Raw genomic sequence first — 16,714 nt, 5'->3', positions numbered from 1 at the left:
CTGCGCATGCCCACCGAGATCCTGATGCCCGCCCTTTCGCCCACCATGGAGGAGGGCACGCTCGCCAGGTGGCTCGTGAAGGAAGGGGACACCGTCGCCGCAGGAGACCTTCTGGCGGAGATCGAGACCGACAAGGCCACCATGGAATTCGAGGCGGTCGACGAGGGCACCGTCGGCAAGATCCTCGTGGCCGAGGGCAGCGAGGGTGTGAAGGTCAACACGCCCATCGCGGTGCTTCTCGAGGAAGGCGAAAGCGCCGACGACCTGAGCGAGGCCGCTCCGGCGGCCGGCAAGGGCGGCAAGGCGGGCGGCGCCGAGGCCCCGGCGGAAACCGGCAAGCCGGAGAGCGCGCCGCGTTCCGCCCCTGCCCCTGCCCCTGCCCCTCAGGCAAGCGCCGGGAACGCGCTGCCCGACACGCCCGCCCCGGCCGCGCCCGAGGATGCCGAGGGGCGGCGCGTCTTCGCCTCCCCGCTCGCCCGCCGCATCGCCGCGGCGAAGGGTCTCGACCTGACCCGGATCGAGGGGTCGGGTCCGCATGGCCGGATCGTCCGCGCCGACGTGGAGGGCGCGGAGCCCGCCGCGGCCGCTGACGCCGCCGCGCCGGAGGCCGCACAGGCCGCGCCGAAACCGGCAGCCGCCGCCATGCCGACAGGCCCCGACGCCGACCAGGTCCGCAAGATCTATGCCGACCGCGAGACGGAGGAAATCGCCCTCGATGGTATGCGCCGCACGGTCGTCCAGCGCCTCACCGAGGCCAAGCAGACCATCCCGCATTTCTACCTGCGCCGCGAGATCCGGCTAGACGCCCTTCTCGACCTGCGCAAGCGTCTCAACGCGGACCTGGAGGCGCGCGGCGTCAAGCTCTCGGTCAACGACTTCATCATCAAGGCCTGCGCGCTGGCCCTTCAGGAGGTGCCGGCAGCCAACGCCGTCTGGGCGGGCGACCGCATCCTGCGGCTCAAGCCGTCGGACGTGGCCGTGGCCGTCGCCGTGGAGGGCGGGCTCTTCACGCCGGTGATCCGGGATGCCGAGAGCAAATCGCTCTCCGCGCTCTCGGCCGCGATGAAGGATCTCGCGGGCCGGGCCCGCGACCGCAAACTCGCGCCACAGGAATACCAGGGCGGCAGCTTCGCGATCTCCAATCTCGGGATGTACGGGATCGAGAATTTCGACGCGGTCATCAACCCGCCCCACGGCGCCATCCTCGCGGTGGGCGCCGGCGTGACGAAGCCGGTCGTGGACGCGGGCGGCGCCCTCTCCTCCGCGACGGTGATGTCCGTCACGCTGTCGGTGGATCACCGGGTGATCGACGGCGCGCTCGGCGCGGAGCTGCTGGCGGCCATCGTCCGGCACCTCGAGGCGCCGCTCGCCATGCTTGCCTGACGCCCCGGGCGTCAGCCGCTGATGGGCGACGCCGGCCCGGGGGGCTGCGCCCCGCAGCACGTCGAAGCCCGCACCCCGGGATCAGCGTTCAGGGCCGAAGGATCCGGCGGGGTCAGATCTCGCCGCGCAGGATCTGGTCCATGGTGACGGAGGGCTGGGCGCAGCCGGCCTCACCCACGATCCGCGCGGGCACGCCCGCCACGGTCTTCTTCGGCGGTATGTCTTCGAGCACCACGGACCCCGCGGCGATCCGGCAGCAATCGCCGACGCGGATGTTGCCCAGAACCTTGGCCCCCGCGCCGATCAGCACGCCCGAGCCGATCTTCGGGTGGCGGTCCTGGTCTTCCTTGCCGGTGCCGCCCAGTGTCACCGAATGGAGCATGGAGACGTTGTCGCCCACCATCGCCGTCTCGCCGATCACGATGGAATGGGCGTGGTCGATCATGATGCCCTGCCCGACGCGCGCCGCGGGGTGGATGTCCACCGAGAACACCTCGGAGACGCGCATCTGGAAGAAATAGGCGAGGTCGCGCCGACCTTGCGTCCAGAGCCAATGCGCCACGCGGTAGCATTGCAAGGCTTGGAACCCCTTGAAGAAGAGAAGCGGTTGCAGGAAGCGGTGGCAGGCCGGATCGCGGTCGTAGACGGCGGCGATGTCGGCGCGCGCGGCCTGGGCGAGCGCGGGCTCGGCCGCGTGGGCCTCGTCGCAGATCTCGCGGAGGATCTGCTCTGACATCTCGCCAGAGGCGAGCTTGAGCGAGACCCGGTACGCGAGCGCGCGCGGCAAGGTCGGGTGGTGCAGCACGCTGGAATGGATCACCCCGCCCAGAAGCGGCTCGTCCGCGACGGCCGCCTCCGCCTCGGACGTGATGCGGGCCCAGACAGGGTCGAGCTGCTTCAGCTTCGCGCGCGTTTCCGCCATGGCGGCCTCCCTCGGCACTTGATACGGTCCGTGATACACAAAATGGTCCTCGCCCGCCATTCGGAAAGTCCTGAACGGAGGCTCGACACCCATGCCGGATCCCGATCCCGAGGAGTTCCGCGCCCTGATCGCGGCGCGTCTCGCCGAACTCGACGCGGAGGACGCGCTCGGCGCCGGCGGCCAGTCGGTGGTCACGCTGGACCAGCAGTCCGTCGGGCGGCTCTCGCGGCAGGACGCGCTTCAGTCGCAGGCCATGGCCAAGGCCCAGCAGCTCCGCCGCGACACGGAACGGCGGCGGCTTTCGGCCGCGCTCGCCCGGATCGAAGAGGGCGAATTCGGCTATTGCGAGGACTGCGGCGAGGCGATCCCGGCCGGACGGCTGCGCCTCGACCCGGCGGCGGCGCGTTGCGTGGACTGCGCCTCGGGCTGACCGGCGCGGCGAAACGCGGCGAGTTCGGACAGCACCACCGCCAGGCAGTCGCACCAGTCGGGATCCGACAGCGGCGGCGCGGGCGGCAGGGGTCCCGCCTGACCCGCCCGTGCCATGAGCGAGCCCGTGCCCCAGCGCGGATGCGCGCGGCCGAAGCGCCGGTGGTAGCGGTGCGCCGCGTCCGCTTCCTGCAGAAGCAGGCGGCAGGCCCGGGCGCGCGCCGGGCCCGGCAGCGCGCGAAGCGCCCGCGCCGCCGCCCAAACGTCGCCCACGAGAACGGCCCGCATCAGCCGCCCACCGTGAGCGCCGCGAAAGGCCCGGGACCGTAGCGCGCCGAGACCTGCGCCACGCGCAGCTCGAAGGGCGCCGCGACCCCGTCGGCGGCCATGTCGGCGGCGGCATACACCCATTCGGGCGCGTCCACCGTCACCTCCCGCTGCACGCCGGTGCCGGTGACGATCCGGACGAGGTAGCGTTCGCGCTCTTCCCCGAGCGGCACCTCGGCCGCCTCCCAGCCGTCGCCGTCGATGCGCGTGCGCCGGACCCAGCGGAAATGCCATGCGCCGGCCTCGGCCCGGGCGCGCAGGTGGCAGGGGCGATAGGGCCGCAGCCCCTCTCCGGCGAAGGCGGCCACGACATGGGTATAGCTCGGATCGTCATAGCCGCGCCGCGCGGGGCCGATGCGGTAGTGCCGCGCCACGTTGCGCGCGGTGGGCGGCAGGGCGATCTGCTGCGCGGCCCCGTTCATCAGGACGATCCGCGAGCCCGCGGGCCAGCTTGGCGGCATCACGCCGTCGCTGCCCGCCTGCCCGCGAAGCCGCTCGGACAGAAGCCACCGGTCGGGCCCGAGCATGCGCGCCGCGCGGAACTGGAAGAGCTCCCATCGCGCCGGGCTCCCGTCGCCGATCGCCACGAGGTTCGCGCCGGCGAGCAGCGCCTCCTCGGTGACATCGCCCAGCGCGCCGCCGTCAAGGCGCACGGCGAGCGCCGGGCCACGGTCGATCCGCCCGGGCGGCGCGGCGGGCAGCGCCGTTTCCGTGACCCCCATCGCGGCGCGGACCGCGAAGACGGAATTCAGCGCGTAGCCCGCGTCGAACGGCGCGTCCCACACCGCGACCGTCCCGGGCCAGGGATCGGCGCGAAGCGCCAGATGCGGGACATGGGGCGCCTCGTCGCCGGTCATGAGCGGCAGATCGAGGAAGACCGACTCCACCGGCACCGGGACGACGAAGGGCGCGAGGCGCGAGGGGGCCTCCGGCTCGAACGCGGCCGGCAGGTAGACGCTGGGCTCCACGCGCACCGCCTCGACCAGCAGCGCGGCGCCCTGCTCGGTCCGGTCGATCCGCCAGAGCGCGCCACCCCCGCCGTCGCCGAGGCGCACCACGTCGCCCGGACCGAGCGCAAAGCGCGACGGCGGCAGGGCGAAGCGGCACGTGTCGCGCGCGACCCGTGCCTCTGCAAGCCAGCGCTCCGCCGTGGACGTCGCCTCGGCGCGCGTCATCGCAAGCGGCATCTCGCTTTCGCTGACCGCGTGGGTCGCATCGTCGGGTAACACGGCCTCTGCGGCGGCGATCTCGAAATCGCTGCCATGGGCCACAAACCGCAGCCGCACCCGCCCGGCCTGCTCGGCCTCTGCGGCGCGTGTTTCCTCGAGGCGGCCCTCCAGGCTCTCGATCACGGCAAGCCGGTCCGGGTCGAGCTCCAGCGGACGCGCCCGGTCTCGCGGCTGGAAGCGCAAGCGCCCGTCGCGTTCCACGGCGTCGATGCCGTGGCGCAGAAGCAGCGGCTGAAGCGCGGCGCGCGCGGTGCCCGCATCGGGCACGAGGTAGCCGCGCACATGGCCGTGCGCCGCGTCCACGTCGTAATCGTGCAGCCCGGCCCGGTCGCAGATCTCGCCGATCACGGATCCCAGCCCGCGCCCCGAGGCGCGCCCGTTGAGCCAATGGCCCCGCGCATAGTTCACCCCGTCCGCCCAGACATCCTGCGCGGCGGGAAACCACGGCCAGGGCCGGGCATCCCAGCTCCACGCGAAACAGCGGGACAGGTCGATCATCGGCCCGCCATAGATGTCCGAGACCGGATTCGCCGCGGGATCCGACCAGTGGGCGAGCGTCGCCCGGTAGTAATTCGCCTGAACCACCTCGTCGCGCCGCCCATCCGAGAAGTGCGGCAGCCCGGATTCCGAGGATTTCGGGTCGAGAAAGCGATTGGGCTGGTTCGTGCCCTTGTCCACCGCCGCGCAACCGAACTCCGTGAACCAGATCGGCTTGGACCCGGGAACCCAACCCGTGGGCGTGGCCTGCCGCACGCCCCCGATGCGCTCGTGGTGCGGGTTCTCCCACCAGCTCCGGATATCCTTGGGCCGCCAGATCCAGGCCTCGCCGTGGGCGCCGTCCTCGATCGGCGTGCGGATCTGGGCGGCGCGCGCCTCCTCGGAGTGATAGAACCAGTCGAAGAGTTCGCCGCCCGCAACGTTCGCGCGCAGGTAGTCGAGATCGTGAATACCACCCGCATCACCCGCGTCGGCGTGCTCCGTGCCGTCGCGCCAGTCCGACAGTGGCAGATAGTTGTCGATACCCACGAAATCGATTTCCTCGTCGGCCCAGAGCGGATCGAGGTGAAAGAGCCTGTCGCCCGGCGCGTCGGGCGGCTGGTAACCCCAGTATTCCGACCAGTCGGCGGCATAGCCGATCTTCACCTCCGGGCCGAGCAGCGCCCGCACCTCGGCGGCGAGCGCGCGCAGCCGCGCGACCGCGGGAAAGCCCGCGTCGTCCCGGATCTGCGTGAGGCCGCGCAGTTCCGACCCGATGCAGAACGCCTCCACCCCGCCCGCGGCGGCGCAGAGCGCCGCATAGTGCAGGATGAAACGGTTAAGGCCCCAGTCCTCCGCCGGGCCGGTGTAGGTGACGGTCCCGTCGCCCACGGCGAAATCCGCCGCCCGCGCCGCGCCGAAGAAGGCCGCGACCTCGTCGGCCGCGGGCGCGGTGCCATCCGGAGACTCCTCGCGCCCGGGCGCGACGGAGAGCGTGATGCGCCCTCGCCATGGCAGCACGGGCTGCCCCGCCGCGCCGGTCCACGGGTCGGGCAGCGTGTTGCCGGCCATCTGTTCCATCAGGATGAACGGATAGAAGGTCACCGCCTGCCCGCGCGCGGAAAGCTCGCGGATCGCCTCGACCACGGCGGCGTCGGTGGGCGTGCCACCGTAGACGGGACGGCCGTCATCGACAGGCACCGTTCCGGCTGCACCGCGGGTCACCCCCGCCACTGCCCACGGCATTTCCTTGCCGTCGGCCTCGGCCTGCTCGACCTTCGGCCGCAGGCTGCACGCGCCGCAGCGCAGATCGTCACCGAACCAGCTCACGACCAACGACACCGCCTCGCAGGCCGGCAACTCGCGCTCGAGCCCGTCGAGCGAGGTCACCAGATCGGTCTCGCCCGAGGGCGAGTTCACGTTGGCGACCACCTTCCGCCCTGGCTCGCGTTCGAGCCGGACCGGCGTGGTGGCGAGCGCGTATTCGCCGGTGCCCGGCGTGAGGGCCACCGCACGCAACACACCCGCCGGCTCCGTCTCGGCCCCGGGACGGGCGGGCTGCTCGTGGCGGATCACCTCGAAGCTCAGCTGCGGGATGCGGTTTCCCCAGGTCGACAGGTCCAGATCCTCGATCACCAGATAGGCCGTGCCGCGGTAGGCGGGCACCGCGCCCGCCCCCTCGATCGCCTCGATCGCCGGATCGGGCAACTGGTCCTCGCTGCCCGGGTGCACCCGCATGACAAGCTCTCCGGGCGCGATCTCGGCGCCGTCCGCCCAGACACGGCCGACGCCCGCGATCTCGCCCTCGCAAAGCGCCACGGCAAGGCTGACTCGGTAGCTGTAGCGCCGCGTCTTGGGCTGGCGCGGTCCGCCCTTGCCGCCACCGCCCGCCTCGGTGACGACTTCGGTAAAGCGGCTGGCCCAGATCACGTGCCCCCCCACCCGCATCCGGCCATAGACCTGCGGAACCGGCGCGCCCTCGCCCGCGCCCGTCAGGCGGAACCGCTCGATCCGGCCGGTTTCCACCGTGTCCGAGCCCTGCCCCATCAGCCGCGCGTCGATGGCCCGCCCCAGCGTGGCGCCCAGGAACCGGCCCGCGGCCGTCATCGACAGGCCGAGAACCGTGCCCCCCAGCGAACTGCCAAGCGCCGCCCCGGCAGCGGAAAGAAGGATCGTCGCCATCAGCGGGTCCTTTCGGGAAACGAGAAACGGGCCACGATGCACCGCCGCCAGGGCGATCCGAGCGCACTTTCCACCACGCCGTGGCCCGAATAGGCGTGGATCACGCTGGCCGCGCGGCCGGTGCGCCCCTGGATGCCGAGATGCTTGGCCACCGCGCCGCGCCGAAGCCGGAAGAGCAGGACGTCCCCCGGCGCCTCCGCGGCGAGCGGCTTGGCAACGAGATGCCGCGCCGCCGCACGCCAGAGCCGCTCTTCGCCCTGCGGCTCCGACCAGTCGGGCGTGTAGGGCGGGACGGCCTCCGGCTCGGTGCCCAGAACCTCGCGCCACACCCCGCGCAGCAGCCCGAGACAGTCCGCGCCGGCCCCCTTCACGCTCGCCTGGTGGCGGTAGGGCGTTCCGATCCAGCCGCGCGCGGCGGCGACCACGATCCGCGCATGCGCCGCCATCTCAGCGCCGGCTTCCGCCGCCGATGCTGCCCGACTGCGCGGCATGAACGAGCATCCAGTCCTCCTCGGGAATATCCGGAAAACCACGAAAGTTCAGAAGGTTGTCGAATTTCAGGCGACAGGTTTCCATGCGCTTGTCGCACCCCGCCTCGAGGCGCAGCCGCGTGCCCGCGCCGACGACGGCACGCAGCGGCTCCCAAAGCTCGATGACGCGCGCGGTCTCTTCGGCCGCGTCGCGCTTGATGGCGCCGGAAAGCCCCGCCGCAGGCCCGTCCAGCACCGTCAGCCGCCCGTGCGCGAACCAGCCCGGCGCGAAGCCGGGCAGCGGGGCAAGGCGGAAGACCCGCGCGCGATCCGCCGAAACGGCCGCGGCCTCGTGGGCATACCCGGGCCTCGACAGGTCGAAGCGGCAGGCAGCGTCGCCCAGGACGGCCGTGCAGGGCCGCTGGAAGACGCGCCCGAGCGGGCGGTTGAGCGCATCCGAAAGCCCCCGAACCTCGGCGCGGAAAGCGCCGTCGATCCGCCGGATCTCGCCGATATGCCCCCGGAAGACGAGGTGGTGCGCCCGCGGATCCTGCCAGTCGACGATCCAGACCTGAAGCTCCGCGCCATCGTAGCGGCCCGCCTCGACGTCGGCCTCCGTGATCGCGGAATCCGACAGCGCGCCCAGCGCCTCGGTGTTGTCGACCGCAAGCCCGGTGCCCTGCTGAAGCGCCATGGCGCTCAGCCCGGTGTCGGGGCGGAACGCGATGCCCTCGAAGACGAGCGGACGGTCGTGATCGGTGAACCCCATCTCCACACCGTCGGTGCGGGTCAGCGCCCAGGCGCGCGCAAGGGTCGTGAGGCCACCGTCGAGATGCGCGGCCAGGGTCGGGTTCATGTCGCTCATGTGCGGATCTCCACCACCGGCACGCGGGGCATTTCGCCGGCGCGGAAACTCGCCACGCCGGTCTGGATCGCGTCGGTGTCGAACCTGACCGGCACGTCGAACTCGAACCCCGCAGTGATCTCCATGCCCGCTGCCGGCGCGCGCTCCAGCGTCACGAGGCCGGTGGCCGCATCGACCTCGAAGTCGACGCCCTCGCGCAGCGCGTCGCCCTGCACCGCCACGCGGACGGTGCCGGAGACCGGCTTCTCGATCCGCCGCGTGTAGGCGCCCTCTCCGGACCGGTAGGTCTTGACGAGCTGCCAGGCCCGTGTCGCCCCGTCGCCCGTGCCAAGGTGCTGATCGTCCCGCGCGACAGGCCGGCTGGGGCGCGACGACTTGAAGTCCGACCAGTCCTTCCAGCGAAACCCGTGCAGCCGCCCGCGCCGCGCCTCGAAGAACGCCACGAGCGTCTCGATGTCGTCGAGCGACCGCAGGCCCACGCCCGCGTCATAGCGCCGCCGCGACTGCGCCCAGGGCGTGTTGCGCTCCTCGAACCCGTTGGCGAGGGTCACCACGTCGGTGCGGCGCTCCGGCCCACCCACCGATCCGAAACTCAGGTTGCTTGGAAAGCGGATCTCGTGAAAGCCCATGGTCCCTCCTCAGCGGTAGCGCTGCCCGCGGGCGAGCGCGCGGCCCATCTCGGCGGCGATCTGGCCCTGCGACCGGCGGAAGCCGTCGACGTCGGGGGTGGTGACGTTGACCACCACGGTGACGGGCCGCGCCGATCCCTGCCCGGAGCGCACTCCGAGCCGCCCGTCGGCGCCCCGTGCGAGCGGCAGGATCGCCTCCGGTCCCGCCTCGCCCATCAGCCCGGTTCCGCCCCGCATGGGAAAGAGCGTGGGCCGGGTGACGATCCCGCCCTCGGCGAACGGCATCACCCGCCCTTGCGTGAAGCTGCCGCCCGACGCGAACCCGGAAAGCCCGCCGAAGAGCCCGCCCACCGCGTCCGCGATCAGCCCGCCGAAATGATCGGTCACGGGCTTCACCGCGGCGCCGTAAGCCGTGGCGACGAGCGAGCGGCCCACTGCCTCCAGCGCCTCGGAGGCGCGCATTCCGTCCAGCACGATCCCGTCGATGGCCCGGCGAAGCCCGCGGCCCAGCGACGACTCGAGCTCCGCCACGCCCTTGCCGGTGGCGCTGAACGTCTCGTGGATGCGCCTGAGTTCGGCGTCGAAGCCCGCCGCGAGGCCTGCCGCGGCGCCGAAACTCGCCTCGAGGGCGTCGATCTGGTCCTCGAGGCGCTCGGCCTCCTCGTAGTCAGCCATCGCAGTCTCCCATGTCGTCAGGAAACGCCGCGAGCAGCTCGTCGAGCCGCGCCCGCGGCATCGGCGCCACCCCCGCCTCCGGTCCCAGTAGCAGCCGCAATTCGGCCGGGGTCAGCGCCCAGACCTCGGCGGGCGCCAGCCCCAGCCCGCGCACGCCAGCCCGCAAGAGCCCCGGCCAGTCCATTCGCGCCGTCACGACGGCTCTCCGGGATCCATGAAGGCGCGCGCCAGAAGCTCGGCGGCCGCCCGCGCCGCCGCCCGCGGCCCGCCCGCGATCTCGGCGCGGGCAAGATCTGCGGCCGTCATGTCGGCGCCGCCTCCCCGCAGCCCCGCCGCAAGCAGCGCCAGCACATCGCGCGCGGAAAAAATCTCCTCCTCGAAGCGCCGCACAAGATCGAGGAGCGATCCCGCCTCGAGCGCGGCCTCCAGCTCGGCCAGCGCCCCGAGGGTGAGCCGCATCACCCGCGCCTTGCCGTCTATGACGAGTTCCACCTCGCCCGCCCAAGGATTGGCCATCTCAGAGCGCCGTGAACCGAAGGGCGCCCGCCGAGGCGAGGGAAAGCTCGTAGGTGGCTTCGCCGTTGTGGCTGCCCGCGTAGTCGAGCGCGGTCACTTGGAACGCCCCGTCCACCGTGCCGAAGCCCGGGATCACCACCTGGAAATCCGGCGTCTCCCCGTCGAAGAAGATCTGGCGGGCGCGCTCGTCGGTCGCCGCGTCGCGGAAAACGCCCGAACCCGAGATGGCGGCCGACTTGACCCCGGCGCCGGCCAGCAACTCGCGCCAGCCGCCCTGACTTTCCAGGCTGGTCACGTCCACCTGCTCGGCGTTGAAACTCAGCCGCGTGGCCCGCAGCCCCGCGATGGTGTGGAACTGGCCGTCACCGGTCAGATCCACCTTGATCAGAAGATCCTTGCCGTTCTGCGCGGTCATGCGCGGTCCTCCTTCGGTCAGTCCTCGTCCACGCGGACGCGGAACACGAGATCGATGCGGCGATAGCGGCCGCGCTTTTCGCGCCGGGCCGCGGCGCGGCGGAACCGGAGCGAGACGAGATGCCCGCGCGCCAGCGAGAGCCCGGGCGCCAGAAGCGCGTCCGAGACCGCCGCGGCGGCCGCCTTCGCCGGGGCGAAGCCCCGCCCGTCCGAGACGACGGAGACGGTGACGTCGTGGTCCGCGCCACGCGCGGTGGCGTCCGACCGGTCGCGCACCGTCTCGTCGCCCAGAAGCACGAAGAGCGGCGGCAGCTTGCCCGGCGGCAACGCGTCATAGACATGGCCGGCCACAAGCGCCGCGAGCGCCGGGTCGGCCGACAGGCGGCCATGAACCGCCTTCTGAAGATCGGGCGCGAGCGCGTAACTCATTGCGAAAGCTCCTCCTCGCAGACGCAGTCGAGATAGAGGCCGTGCGGGTCGGCCTCGGCCACCGCGAGGATCCGGAAACGCCGCTCGCCCTCTGCGAAGCGCTGGCCCGGCCGCGGACGGGCCGGATCGCCGGGGCGCGCCGCGCGCACGGTGACCCGGTAGGCGGACTGCGCCAGAGGCGCCGCCATGCCCGCCTCCTCGCGCGCCGCGCGCGGCGTGACCGCGGCCCAGAGCGTTCCGAGCGCGCTCCAGCCCGGGACGAAGCCGCCGGCGCCGTCCGGCACCTCGCCCGGCGCCTCCAGCACCAGCGCCCGGTTCAGCCGCGCCGCGCTCACCGCCCCGCCCCGGCATGAAGCCGCAATGCGCGGTAACGCTCGATCAGGCTCGTCACGCCGAAGGGCATGCAGCCCCCGCCGAGCGAGGTCGCATCACGGTATTCGTAGTAATGCGCCGCGAGCAGCAGCACCGCCTGGCCGAGGTCGGCCGGCAACTCTCCCCAGGCCGCGGCGTAGCCTGCCTCGAAGCGCAGCACGGCGCTTTGCTCCCTGGGGATCGCCGGCAGGGCCCCGCCCGCGGCGCGCAGCACCGGGCGATGCGCCTCCTCTGCCAGCCAGACCACGTCAAGCCCGCTTGCCGTTTCCGTGCCCGCCCGGTCGCGGAAGCCCAGCGAGACCAGCCCCGTCACCGGCGCCACGGGCAGTGGATGCGCGTCGCGCGCAGCCCAGTCCTGCACCGTCAGCGCAAAGACGCGGCGGACGAGCGCCTTGGCCGTGCGCGCCTCGATCGCCGCGATGGCCGCCCGCAGGAAACTCCGCAGCACGGGCTCCTGAAGCGTCTCGGCGGAAAACCCCGTGCCAAGCCGCAGATGGGCCGTGAACTCCGTCACCGGCAGCGCGGCGTCGGGCACGCCGGCTTCATCGATCAGCATCATCCAACCTCTCCGACTGGTCTCCGGCCCCGGCCGCGCGCGTGGGCGCCGCCGGGACCGGCTCTGGCTTGCCGTCGCCGCGTCAGGACGCGGCGAAGCGCAGCAGCTTGATCGCGGCGAAGTCGGTCACGTCACCGCCCACGCGCTTCGTGGCGTAGAAGAGGACATGCGGCTTCGCGCTGAACGGGTCGCGCAGCACGCGCAGGTCCGGCCTTTCCACAACCGTGTATCCCGCGCGGAAGTCACCGAAGGCGATGGCGTCCGAACCGCTGGCGATGTCGGGCATGTCCTCCGCGATCAGCACCGGGTAGCCCAGCAACCGCGCCGGCTCTGCCGCGGCGAGGCCGTCAGACCACAGGAAGCGCCCGTCATTGTCCTTGAGCTTGCGCACCGCGCCCGCCGTCTTCGAGTTCATCACGAAGCTCGCATTGGCCCGGTAGGGCGCGCCCAGCGCGTAGACGAGGTCCACCAGCGCTTCGGCGCCCGAGAACGCGCCGGTCGCGCCAGTGGGCACATAGCCCAGGCTGTCCCACGCCCAGCTGTCGTTCGCCACCGCCGGGTGGGTCAGGAACCCCGTGGGCTTGTCCGTCCCGTCGCCCGACACGAAGGCCGCAGCTTCGGCCCGGGCGAACTTCTCCGCGATGCGCCCGGCCAGCCAGCCCTCGATGTCGAAGGCCGCATCGTCGAGAAGACGCTGGCTGCATTTCGGCAGCGCCGAAAGTTCGTGAAGCGGGATCGAGATCCGATCGACCGTGGGCGTCCCGGTCTCGGCCTGCGGGCCCGTCTCGCTGGCCCAGCCCGCGCCCGCCTCGCTGGTGTCGATCAGCACGTCATAGGCGCTGGCCTCGACCTCGACGACGTTGGCGATCCGCCGGATGGAACCCGCGCCGCCCAGGACCGAACGGATCGTCGCCGCGGTTTCCGGGTCGATCAGGTAGCCCCCGTCGCCCGCCACCGCGGTCGACATCGCCTTTCCCTCGAATTCGAGTCCGCGCAGATGATCGTCGTCGCCCGTGCGCAGGTAGGCGGCGAAGGCCTTGCGGTGCGGGGCGTCGGTGTGATCGGCGCGCGAAAGCGCGGGGCGCGTCGTCGTCGCCGTGGCGAGCGTTGTCTTGCGGTCAAGCATGTCTAGCCGTTCTTCCTGTTGCTGAAGCCTTTGATGAATTCCTTCTCGGAATTCCCTGAAGTCCTTTGTGAAACCCACCACTGCGCGCTTCACCTCCGCGACAGGCGCGATCTGCCCGCCCGGCGCGTCCTCCTGCGTTTCCATCCGGTTTCCTCTCGCTTGGCCGCGACCGCGGCGTGTTTTCGGGGGACGGGTTCAGTCGCCCGCCAGGCTGCGGCGCGCGGTCTCGAAGACCTGCGCCATCTCGCGAAGCGCGACCGCGCCCGCATCCTCCTTCGCCGCCACGCGGGCGCTCGGCAGCATCGGGAAGGTGACGAGCGACACCTCCCACAGCTCGATTTCCTCGAGCACACGGCGTCCCGCGGCGTCGCGGTGCGCGCGCTTCACGCGGTAGCCGATCGAAAGGCCCTCGATCGCGCCCGCCGCCAGCAGCGCGGCGGCCTCGCGGCCCCGGGCCACGGCCTCGAGAAGCCGGCCGCGCACACGCAAGCCCTTCTTGTCCTCGCGAACCTCGTCCCAGACCCCGATCGGCTCGCGCGGGTCATGCTGCCAGAGCATCCGTACCCGCCCGCCACCCGCGGCGAGGCGCGCCAGCGAGGCCGCGAAGGCGCCCTCGGCGACCACGTCGCCGCCCGTATCGCCGGCGCCGAAAAGACTTGCATAGCCCGCGATCACGGCGCCTTCGCCCAGCGAAAGCGTCTCGCCCGCGCGGCAGAACTTGCGCTCCAGTCCCGTTTCCATGTCCATCGCCCCATTCCTTCCCTGGCCTCCCGGCGCGCTCAGGGCGCGCCCTGCATCAGCGACTGCGCCGCCTGCGCGAGGATCATTCCCGCGATCCCGTAGACGGTCAGCCAGAGCCGCCGTTCCAGTCGTTCCACCATCTGCTCGATCCGCGCGAGCCGCGCCTCCAGCGTCTGGAACTGGAGCCGGACCATGGCCTCGTGCGCCTCGAGGCGCAGCGCGGGGGCACAGTCGAACGGCTCAAATCCGTAGCGTGCCCGCTCACTCATCCGTGGCCCCGTCCGGCTCGGCCGGCAGGCCGAGCAGCCGCCGCTTCTCGGCGTTCGTCAGGAACTCCGCGGCCGCGACCCGACGCCACTGCGCGTCTCGCTCGGCGGCAAGGGCGGGCACCTGGTCGAGGTCGGGACCGAGCTCAAGCACCGCACCCCCGAAACCCGAGAGCCAGTCAGCGATCTTGGCGGTCACCCGCTGGGCAAGCGGCAGGACGGTCAGCCTGTAGAACGCCCGGTTGGCCTCCTGGTAGTTGGCGTAGGTGGCGTCCCCCGGTATCCCGAGCAGCATCGGCGGCACCCCGAAGGCGAGCGCGATCTCCCGCGCCGCAGCTTCCTTGGTCTTCTGGAACTCCATGTCGGAGGGCGAAAACCCCATCGGTTTCCAGTCGAGTCCGCCTTCCAGAAGCATCGGCCGCCCGGCGTTCCGCGCCCCCTGGTGGTAGCGCTCCATCTCCGCCACGAGCCGGTCGTACTGCTCGGCGCCGAGCCCGCCTGCGCCATCCGCGCCGGTGTAGACGATCGCGCCCGACGGCCGCGCCGCATTGTCGAGAAGCGCCTTCGACCAGCGCGAGGCGGAATTGTGCACGTCGATGGCCTGCGCCGCGGGTTGCAGCGGGGAAAGGCCGTAATGATCGTCCTGCGGGTGAAAGCTTTTCACGTGGCAGATCGGCGCGGGTGGCTCGTCCATGTGGAACCGGTGCTTCCGCCCGCCCACCGTGTAGTCGTAGGCGGCGGGCCAGCCGTCGGCCCCGGGCACGAGGCTCACCCGGTCCGAGCGCAGCACGTGCAGTTCCACCGGCCAGCCCTCGCCGCCCGCCACGGCCTCGAGATAGGCGTTTCCGGTGAGCAGAAGCTGGCCGTAGAGCGCCTCCAGAAGTTCGGCCCGCCCGTGCACGGGATTCGGCCGCGCGAGCAGCGTGAGAATGGGATGCGTCTCGTAGCGCCGCGCGCGGTCCTGAAGGACGAGGGGCAGCGCGGCCGCGGCCTCGGCGATCAGCTTGACGGCGCGAAAGCCCACCGGGTTTCCGGCAAAGCCCGTGCGGGTCAGCGTCGCGGTGTCGCGCGGGCTCCAGGCCACGCGGCCCGCGCTCGCCCAGGCAAGCACCGGTCCCGTGGCAGATGCCTTCTGCTCGGGGGCCTGCGGCTCGGCGCGGCGGAAGGAAAAGACCATCTTTGGCGGCTCCTCGATCTTCGTCTGCGGCGGGCGCTCCGTCGCGCCCCGCGGCGTTGAGAAGGGGTATAGCTACCAAGGCGTTAACGACGCGGCAGCGAAGCGCACGGTGATGTGCGCGACCCCGCAACAGGCACGATCGACCGTCTTCAGCCTTCGCCCGGCGGGCGGCCGCGCATCCCCGCGATACCGCCCGCGGGTGCCGCGAGGGGCCGGCATGCCCTCCCCTTGCGCAGGCGGCCCGCCCGCGGCGTTCAGCCTCGCGCCTGTCTCAAAGTTCCCGCATGCGCGGCCGGCGCCAGCCCGCCGCCGGCAGGATCATCAGTTCGTGGAGCGCCCAGACGAGCGCATCCACGCGGTCTGGGCTGCCCGAACCCTCGAAGCCATGCGCCGTCATGCGGCACATCTGGTCCTCGAGCCGGGCGAGCCCGCGCAGGTGCCGCACCCTCCCCTGTTCGTAAAGCGCGGCGACGGGCTCGGCGCGCGCCACCTTGCCGCGCGTCGCGTGAACGCTGCGGATCGGCACCAGCGGGTCGACCTGCCGGATGACCGCCTCGACCATCGCGCCGCCCTGGTTCACCTCCGCCACGAGACGCTCGGCCCGCCAACGCTCCATCGCGGCGACGGCCGCCTTCGCCCAGGCCGAGGGGCTCGCGGCCTCGACGCTGGCGTCCTCCAGCACCACGGCGCGCCAGTCCGCCACCGGCCCGCGCGTCACCGCGCCGGCCACGACGATGCCGCACGCGTCGCTGCCCGCATGGCCGGTGGCCGGCGGGTCCACGGCGACCACGATCCGGTCGAGCTCGGGCGCCACGTCGAGCTGCATGCCCGCCAGCGCGGCCGACGTCCAGAGCGCCCCCTCGGCATCTTCCAGAAGCACGCCGTCGAGCTCCTGGCGCCCAAGCCGGGTGCCGTCGTAGCGCGCCCGCACCTCGGCAAGGAAGCTCTCGGCGAGGTTCGCGCGGTTCGCTTCCGTCGCCGCGCGTGTGACCACGGTCGTCGGCGCAGCGAGCAGGCGTTTCAGAACGGCGACATTGCGGGGTGTCGTCGTCACGCACAGCCGCGGATCGTCGCCGAGGCGCAGCGCGAACTGCAACATGTCCCAGGCGGCCTCGCCGCGGGGCCACTTGGCAAGCTCGTCGGCCCAGGCCGCGTCGAACTGCGGGCCGCGAAGCGCCTCGGGATCCGACGCCGAGTAGAGCTGCGCGGCGGCCCCGTTCGGCCAGACGAGGCGGCGCTTGCTCACCTGCCATTCCGGGCGACGGTCGGGCGGGGAGCAGGCCACGATCCCGCTTTCGCCAAGAACCATGACGTCGCGCGCCTGGTCATAGGTCTCCCCCACAAGCGCCACATTCCGCGCCCGGCCCGGGTCGAGCGGGCGCGGCCCCTCGACCTGCGCGCGCACCCACTCCGCGCCCGCACGCGTCTTGCCCGCGCCGCGTCCGCCCAGCACCACCCAGGCCCGCCAGTCGCCCCCTGGGGGAAGCTGATGGTCCATGGCCCAGAACTCGAAAAGGTAGGGAAGCGCCA

20 protein-coding genes are annotated in these 16,714 nt (G+C 72.3%); 2 read left to right on the top strand and 18 right to left on the bottom strand.

Annotated features, from left to right (window positions below):
- Positions 1–6 precede the first annotated feature (6 nt).
- Positions 7–1,383, top strand: a complete 1,377-nt coding sequence (locus tag AB6A66_RS04150) for a pyruvate dehydrogenase complex dihydrolipoamide acetyltransferase (RefSeq protein ID WP_371054890.1) — start codon at positions 7–9, stop codon at positions 1,381–1,383.
- A gap of 112 nt (positions 1,384–1,495) precedes the next feature.
- Here the strand turns inward: AB6A66_RS04150 and cysE are convergent, their stop codons facing one another.
- On the bottom strand, positions 1,496–2,305 hold the full coding sequence (gene cysE, locus AB6A66_RS04145) for a serine O-acetyltransferase (protein ID WP_371036466.1): 810 nt from the start codon (positions 2,303–2,305) through the stop codon (positions 1,496–1,498).
- 91 nt (positions 2,306–2,396) lie between these two features.
- Between cysE and AB6A66_RS04140 the strand changes: the two genes are divergently transcribed.
- Positions 2,397–2,735 (top strand): TraR/DksA family transcriptional regulator, encoded by a 339-nt coding sequence (locus AB6A66_RS04140; RefSeq protein ID WP_371036467.1) that lies wholly within the window; start codon positions 2,397–2,399, stop codon positions 2,733–2,735.
- Here AB6A66_RS04140 and AB6A66_RS04135 read toward each other — a convergent pair.
- From AB6A66_RS04135 to AB6A66_RS04055, 17 genes are all read right to left on the bottom strand, one after another.
- Positions 2,645–3,022 carry a hypothetical protein gene (locus tag AB6A66_RS04135; RefSeq protein WP_371054889.1) on the bottom strand — a complete coding sequence of 126 codons (378 nt, stop codon included), beginning with the start codon at positions 3,020–3,022 and terminating at the stop codon, positions 2,645–2,647. The genes AB6A66_RS04140 and AB6A66_RS04135 overlap by 91 nt on opposite strands.
- Complete coding sequence (locus tag AB6A66_RS04130; protein ID WP_371054888.1) at positions 3,022–6,948, bottom strand: glycoside hydrolase/phage tail family protein; 3,927 nt, start codon at positions 6,946–6,948, stop codon at positions 3,022–3,024. The genes AB6A66_RS04135 and AB6A66_RS04130 overlap by 1 nt, the downstream gene beginning before the upstream one ends.
- Positions 6,948–7,394 (bottom strand): peptidase, encoded by a 447-nt coding sequence (locus tag AB6A66_RS04125; RefSeq protein WP_371036470.1) that lies wholly within the window; start codon positions 7,392–7,394, stop codon positions 6,948–6,950. Before AB6A66_RS04125 ends, AB6A66_RS04130 begins: the two co-directional genes overlap by 1 nt.
- A gap of 1 nt (position 7,395) precedes the next feature.
- Positions 7,396–8,283: a DUF2163 domain-containing protein gene (locus AB6A66_RS04120; protein ID WP_371054887.1), complete on the bottom strand. Its 888-nt coding sequence runs from the start codon at positions 8,281–8,283 to the stop codon at positions 7,396–7,398.
- The gene (locus AB6A66_RS04115) at positions 8,280–8,912 is read right to left on the bottom strand and encodes a TIGR02217 family protein (RefSeq protein ID WP_371036472.1); all 633 of its coding nucleotides are present in this window, start codon (positions 8,910–8,912) and stop codon (positions 8,280–8,282) included. Before AB6A66_RS04115 ends, AB6A66_RS04120 begins: the two co-directional genes overlap by 4 nt.
- 9 nt (positions 8,913–8,921) lie before the next feature.
- Positions 8,922–9,587: a phage tail tape measure protein gene (locus AB6A66_RS04110; protein ID WP_371036473.1), complete on the bottom strand. Its 666-nt coding sequence runs from the start codon at positions 9,585–9,587 to the stop codon at positions 8,922–8,924.
- Positions 9,580–9,771 carry a rcc01693 family protein gene (locus AB6A66_RS04105; RefSeq protein WP_371054944.1) on the bottom strand — a complete coding sequence of 64 codons (192 nt, stop codon included), beginning with the start codon at positions 9,769–9,771 and terminating at the stop codon, positions 9,580–9,582. Before AB6A66_RS04105 ends, AB6A66_RS04110 begins: the two co-directional genes overlap by 8 nt.
- Before the next feature lie 8 nt (positions 9,772–9,779).
- Positions 9,780–10,103, bottom strand: coding sequence for a gene transfer agent family protein (locus AB6A66_RS04100; protein ID WP_371054886.1), 324 nt, complete (start codon positions 10,101–10,103; stop codon positions 9,780–9,782).
- A gap of 1 nt (position 10,104) precedes the next feature.
- A complete protein-coding gene (locus tag AB6A66_RS04095) occupies positions 10,105–10,518 on the bottom strand; it encodes a phage major tail protein, TP901-1 family (protein WP_371054885.1) in 414 nt (137 codons plus the stop codon).
- Positions 10,519–10,535: 17 nt separating this feature from the next.
- Positions 10,536–10,946: a DUF3168 domain-containing protein gene (locus tag AB6A66_RS04090; RefSeq protein WP_371036476.1), complete on the bottom strand. Its 411-nt coding sequence runs from the start codon at positions 10,944–10,946 to the stop codon at positions 10,536–10,538.
- Positions 10,943–11,281, bottom strand: coding sequence for a head-tail adaptor protein (locus AB6A66_RS04085; RefSeq protein WP_371054884.1), 339 nt, complete (start codon positions 11,279–11,281; stop codon positions 10,943–10,945). The genes AB6A66_RS04090 and AB6A66_RS04085 overlap by 4 nt, the downstream gene beginning before the upstream one ends.
- Positions 11,278–11,877 (bottom strand): head-tail connector protein, encoded by a 600-nt coding sequence (locus AB6A66_RS04080; RefSeq protein ID WP_371054883.1) that lies wholly within the window; start codon positions 11,875–11,877, stop codon positions 11,278–11,280. The genes AB6A66_RS04085 and AB6A66_RS04080 overlap by 4 nt, the downstream gene beginning before the upstream one ends.
- A 79-nt stretch (positions 11,878–11,956) precedes the next feature.
- Positions 11,957–13,144, bottom strand: coding sequence for a phage major capsid protein (locus AB6A66_RS04075; RefSeq protein WP_371036479.1), 1,188 nt, complete (start codon positions 13,142–13,144; stop codon positions 11,957–11,959).
- A gap of 51 nt (positions 13,145–13,195) precedes the next feature.
- Positions 13,196–13,747 carry an HK97 family phage prohead protease gene (locus tag AB6A66_RS04070; protein WP_371054882.1) on the bottom strand — a complete coding sequence of 184 codons (552 nt, stop codon included), beginning with the start codon at positions 13,745–13,747 and terminating at the stop codon, positions 13,196–13,198.
- A 32-nt stretch (positions 13,748–13,779) separates the two neighbouring features.
- Entirely contained in the window at positions 13,780–14,010 is a 231-nt protein-coding gene (locus tag AB6A66_RS04065) for a hypothetical protein (RefSeq protein ID WP_371036481.1), read from the bottom strand.
- Positions 14,003–15,184: a phage portal protein gene (locus AB6A66_RS04060; RefSeq protein WP_371054881.1), complete on the bottom strand. Its 1,182-nt coding sequence runs from the start codon at positions 15,182–15,184 to the stop codon at positions 14,003–14,005. The genes AB6A66_RS04065 and AB6A66_RS04060 overlap by 8 nt, the downstream gene beginning before the upstream one ends.
- Positions 15,185–15,455: 271 nt before the next feature.
- Positions 15,456–16,682: a DNA-packaging protein gene (locus tag AB6A66_RS04055; protein WP_371054943.1), complete on the bottom strand. Its 1,227-nt coding sequence runs from the start codon at positions 16,680–16,682 to the stop codon at positions 15,456–15,458.
- Positions 16,683–16,714: the final 32 nt, after the last annotated feature.

The organism is Rhodosalinus sp. K401, assembly GCF_041365735.1.
GTDB lineage: Bacteria > Pseudomonadota > Alphaproteobacteria > Rhodobacterales > Rhodobacteraceae > Rhodosalinus.
Note: the sequence above shows the minus strand (reverse complement) of the source record. Positions and strands in the feature narration are given on the sequence as shown.

What these genes read in the sequence shown, in the direction of transcription:
- AB6A66_RS04150 (WP_371054890.1), top strand. Translation starts at nt 7, where the DNA reads ATGCCCACCGAGATCCTGATGCCCGCCCTTTCGCCCACCATGGAGGAG.
- cysE (WP_371036466.1), bottom strand. Translation starts at nt 2,305, where the DNA reads ATGGCGGAAACGCGCGCGAAGCTGAAGCAGCTCGACCCTGTCTGGGCC.
- AB6A66_RS04140 (WP_371036467.1), top strand. Translation starts at nt 2,397, where the DNA reads ATGCCGGATCCCGATCCCGAGGAGTTCCGCGCCCTGATCGCGGCGCGT.
- AB6A66_RS04135 (WP_371054889.1), bottom strand. Translation starts at nt 3,022, where the DNA reads ATGCGGGCCGTTCTCGTGGGCGACGTTTGGGCGGCGGCGCGGGCGCTT.
- AB6A66_RS04130 (WP_371054888.1), bottom strand. Translation starts at nt 6,948, where the DNA reads ATGGCGACGATCCTTCTTTCCGCTGCCGGGGCGGCGCTTGGCAGTTCG.
- AB6A66_RS04125 (WP_371036470.1), bottom strand. Translation starts at nt 7,394, where the DNA reads ATGGCGGCGCATGCGCGGATCGTGGTCGCCGCCGCGCGCGGCTGGATC.
- AB6A66_RS04120 (WP_371054887.1), bottom strand. Translation starts at nt 8,283, where the DNA reads ATGAGCGACATGAACCCGACCCTGGCCGCGCATCTCGACGGTGGCCTC.
- AB6A66_RS04115 (WP_371036472.1), bottom strand. Translation starts at nt 8,912, where the DNA reads ATGGGCTTTCACGAGATCCGCTTTCCAAGCAACCTGAGTTTCGGATCG.
- AB6A66_RS04110 (WP_371036473.1), bottom strand. Translation starts at nt 9,587, where the DNA reads ATGGCTGACTACGAGGAGGCCGAGCGCCTCGAGGACCAGATCGACGCC.
- AB6A66_RS04105 (WP_371054944.1), bottom strand. Translation starts at nt 9,771, where the DNA reads ATGGACTGGCCGGGGCTCTTGCGGGCTGGCGTGCGCGGGCTGGGGCTG.
- AB6A66_RS04100 (WP_371054886.1), bottom strand. Translation starts at nt 10,103, where the DNA reads ATGGCCAATCCTTGGGCGGGCGAGGTGGAACTCGTCATAGACGGCAAG.
- AB6A66_RS04095 (WP_371054885.1), bottom strand. Translation starts at nt 10,518, where the DNA reads ATGACCGCGCAGAACGGCAAGGATCTTCTGATCAAGGTGGATCTGACC.
- AB6A66_RS04090 (WP_371036476.1), bottom strand. Translation starts at nt 10,946, where the DNA reads ATGAGTTACGCGCTCGCGCCCGATCTTCAGAAGGCGGTTCATGGCCGC.
- AB6A66_RS04080 (WP_371054883.1), bottom strand. Translation starts at nt 11,877, where the DNA reads ATGATGCTGATCGATGAAGCCGGCGTGCCCGACGCCGCGCTGCCGGTG.
- AB6A66_RS04075 (WP_371036479.1), bottom strand. Translation starts at nt 13,144, where the DNA reads ATGGAAACGCAGGAGGACGCGCCGGGCGGGCAGATCGCGCCTGTCGCG.
- AB6A66_RS04070 (WP_371054882.1), bottom strand. Translation starts at nt 13,747, where the DNA reads ATGGACATGGAAACGGGACTGGAGCGCAAGTTCTGCCGCGCGGGCGAG.
- AB6A66_RS04065 (WP_371036481.1), bottom strand. Translation starts at nt 14,010, where the DNA reads ATGAGTGAGCGGGCACGCTACGGATTTGAGCCGTTCGACTGTGCCCCC.
- AB6A66_RS04060 (WP_371054881.1), bottom strand. Translation starts at nt 15,184, where the DNA reads ATGGTCTTTTCCTTCCGCCGCGCCGAGCCGCAGGCCCCCGAGCAGAAG.
- AB6A66_RS04055 (WP_371054943.1), bottom strand. Translation starts at nt 16,682, where the DNA reads ATGGACCATCAGCTTCCCCCAGGGGGCGACTGGCGGGCCTGGGTGGTG.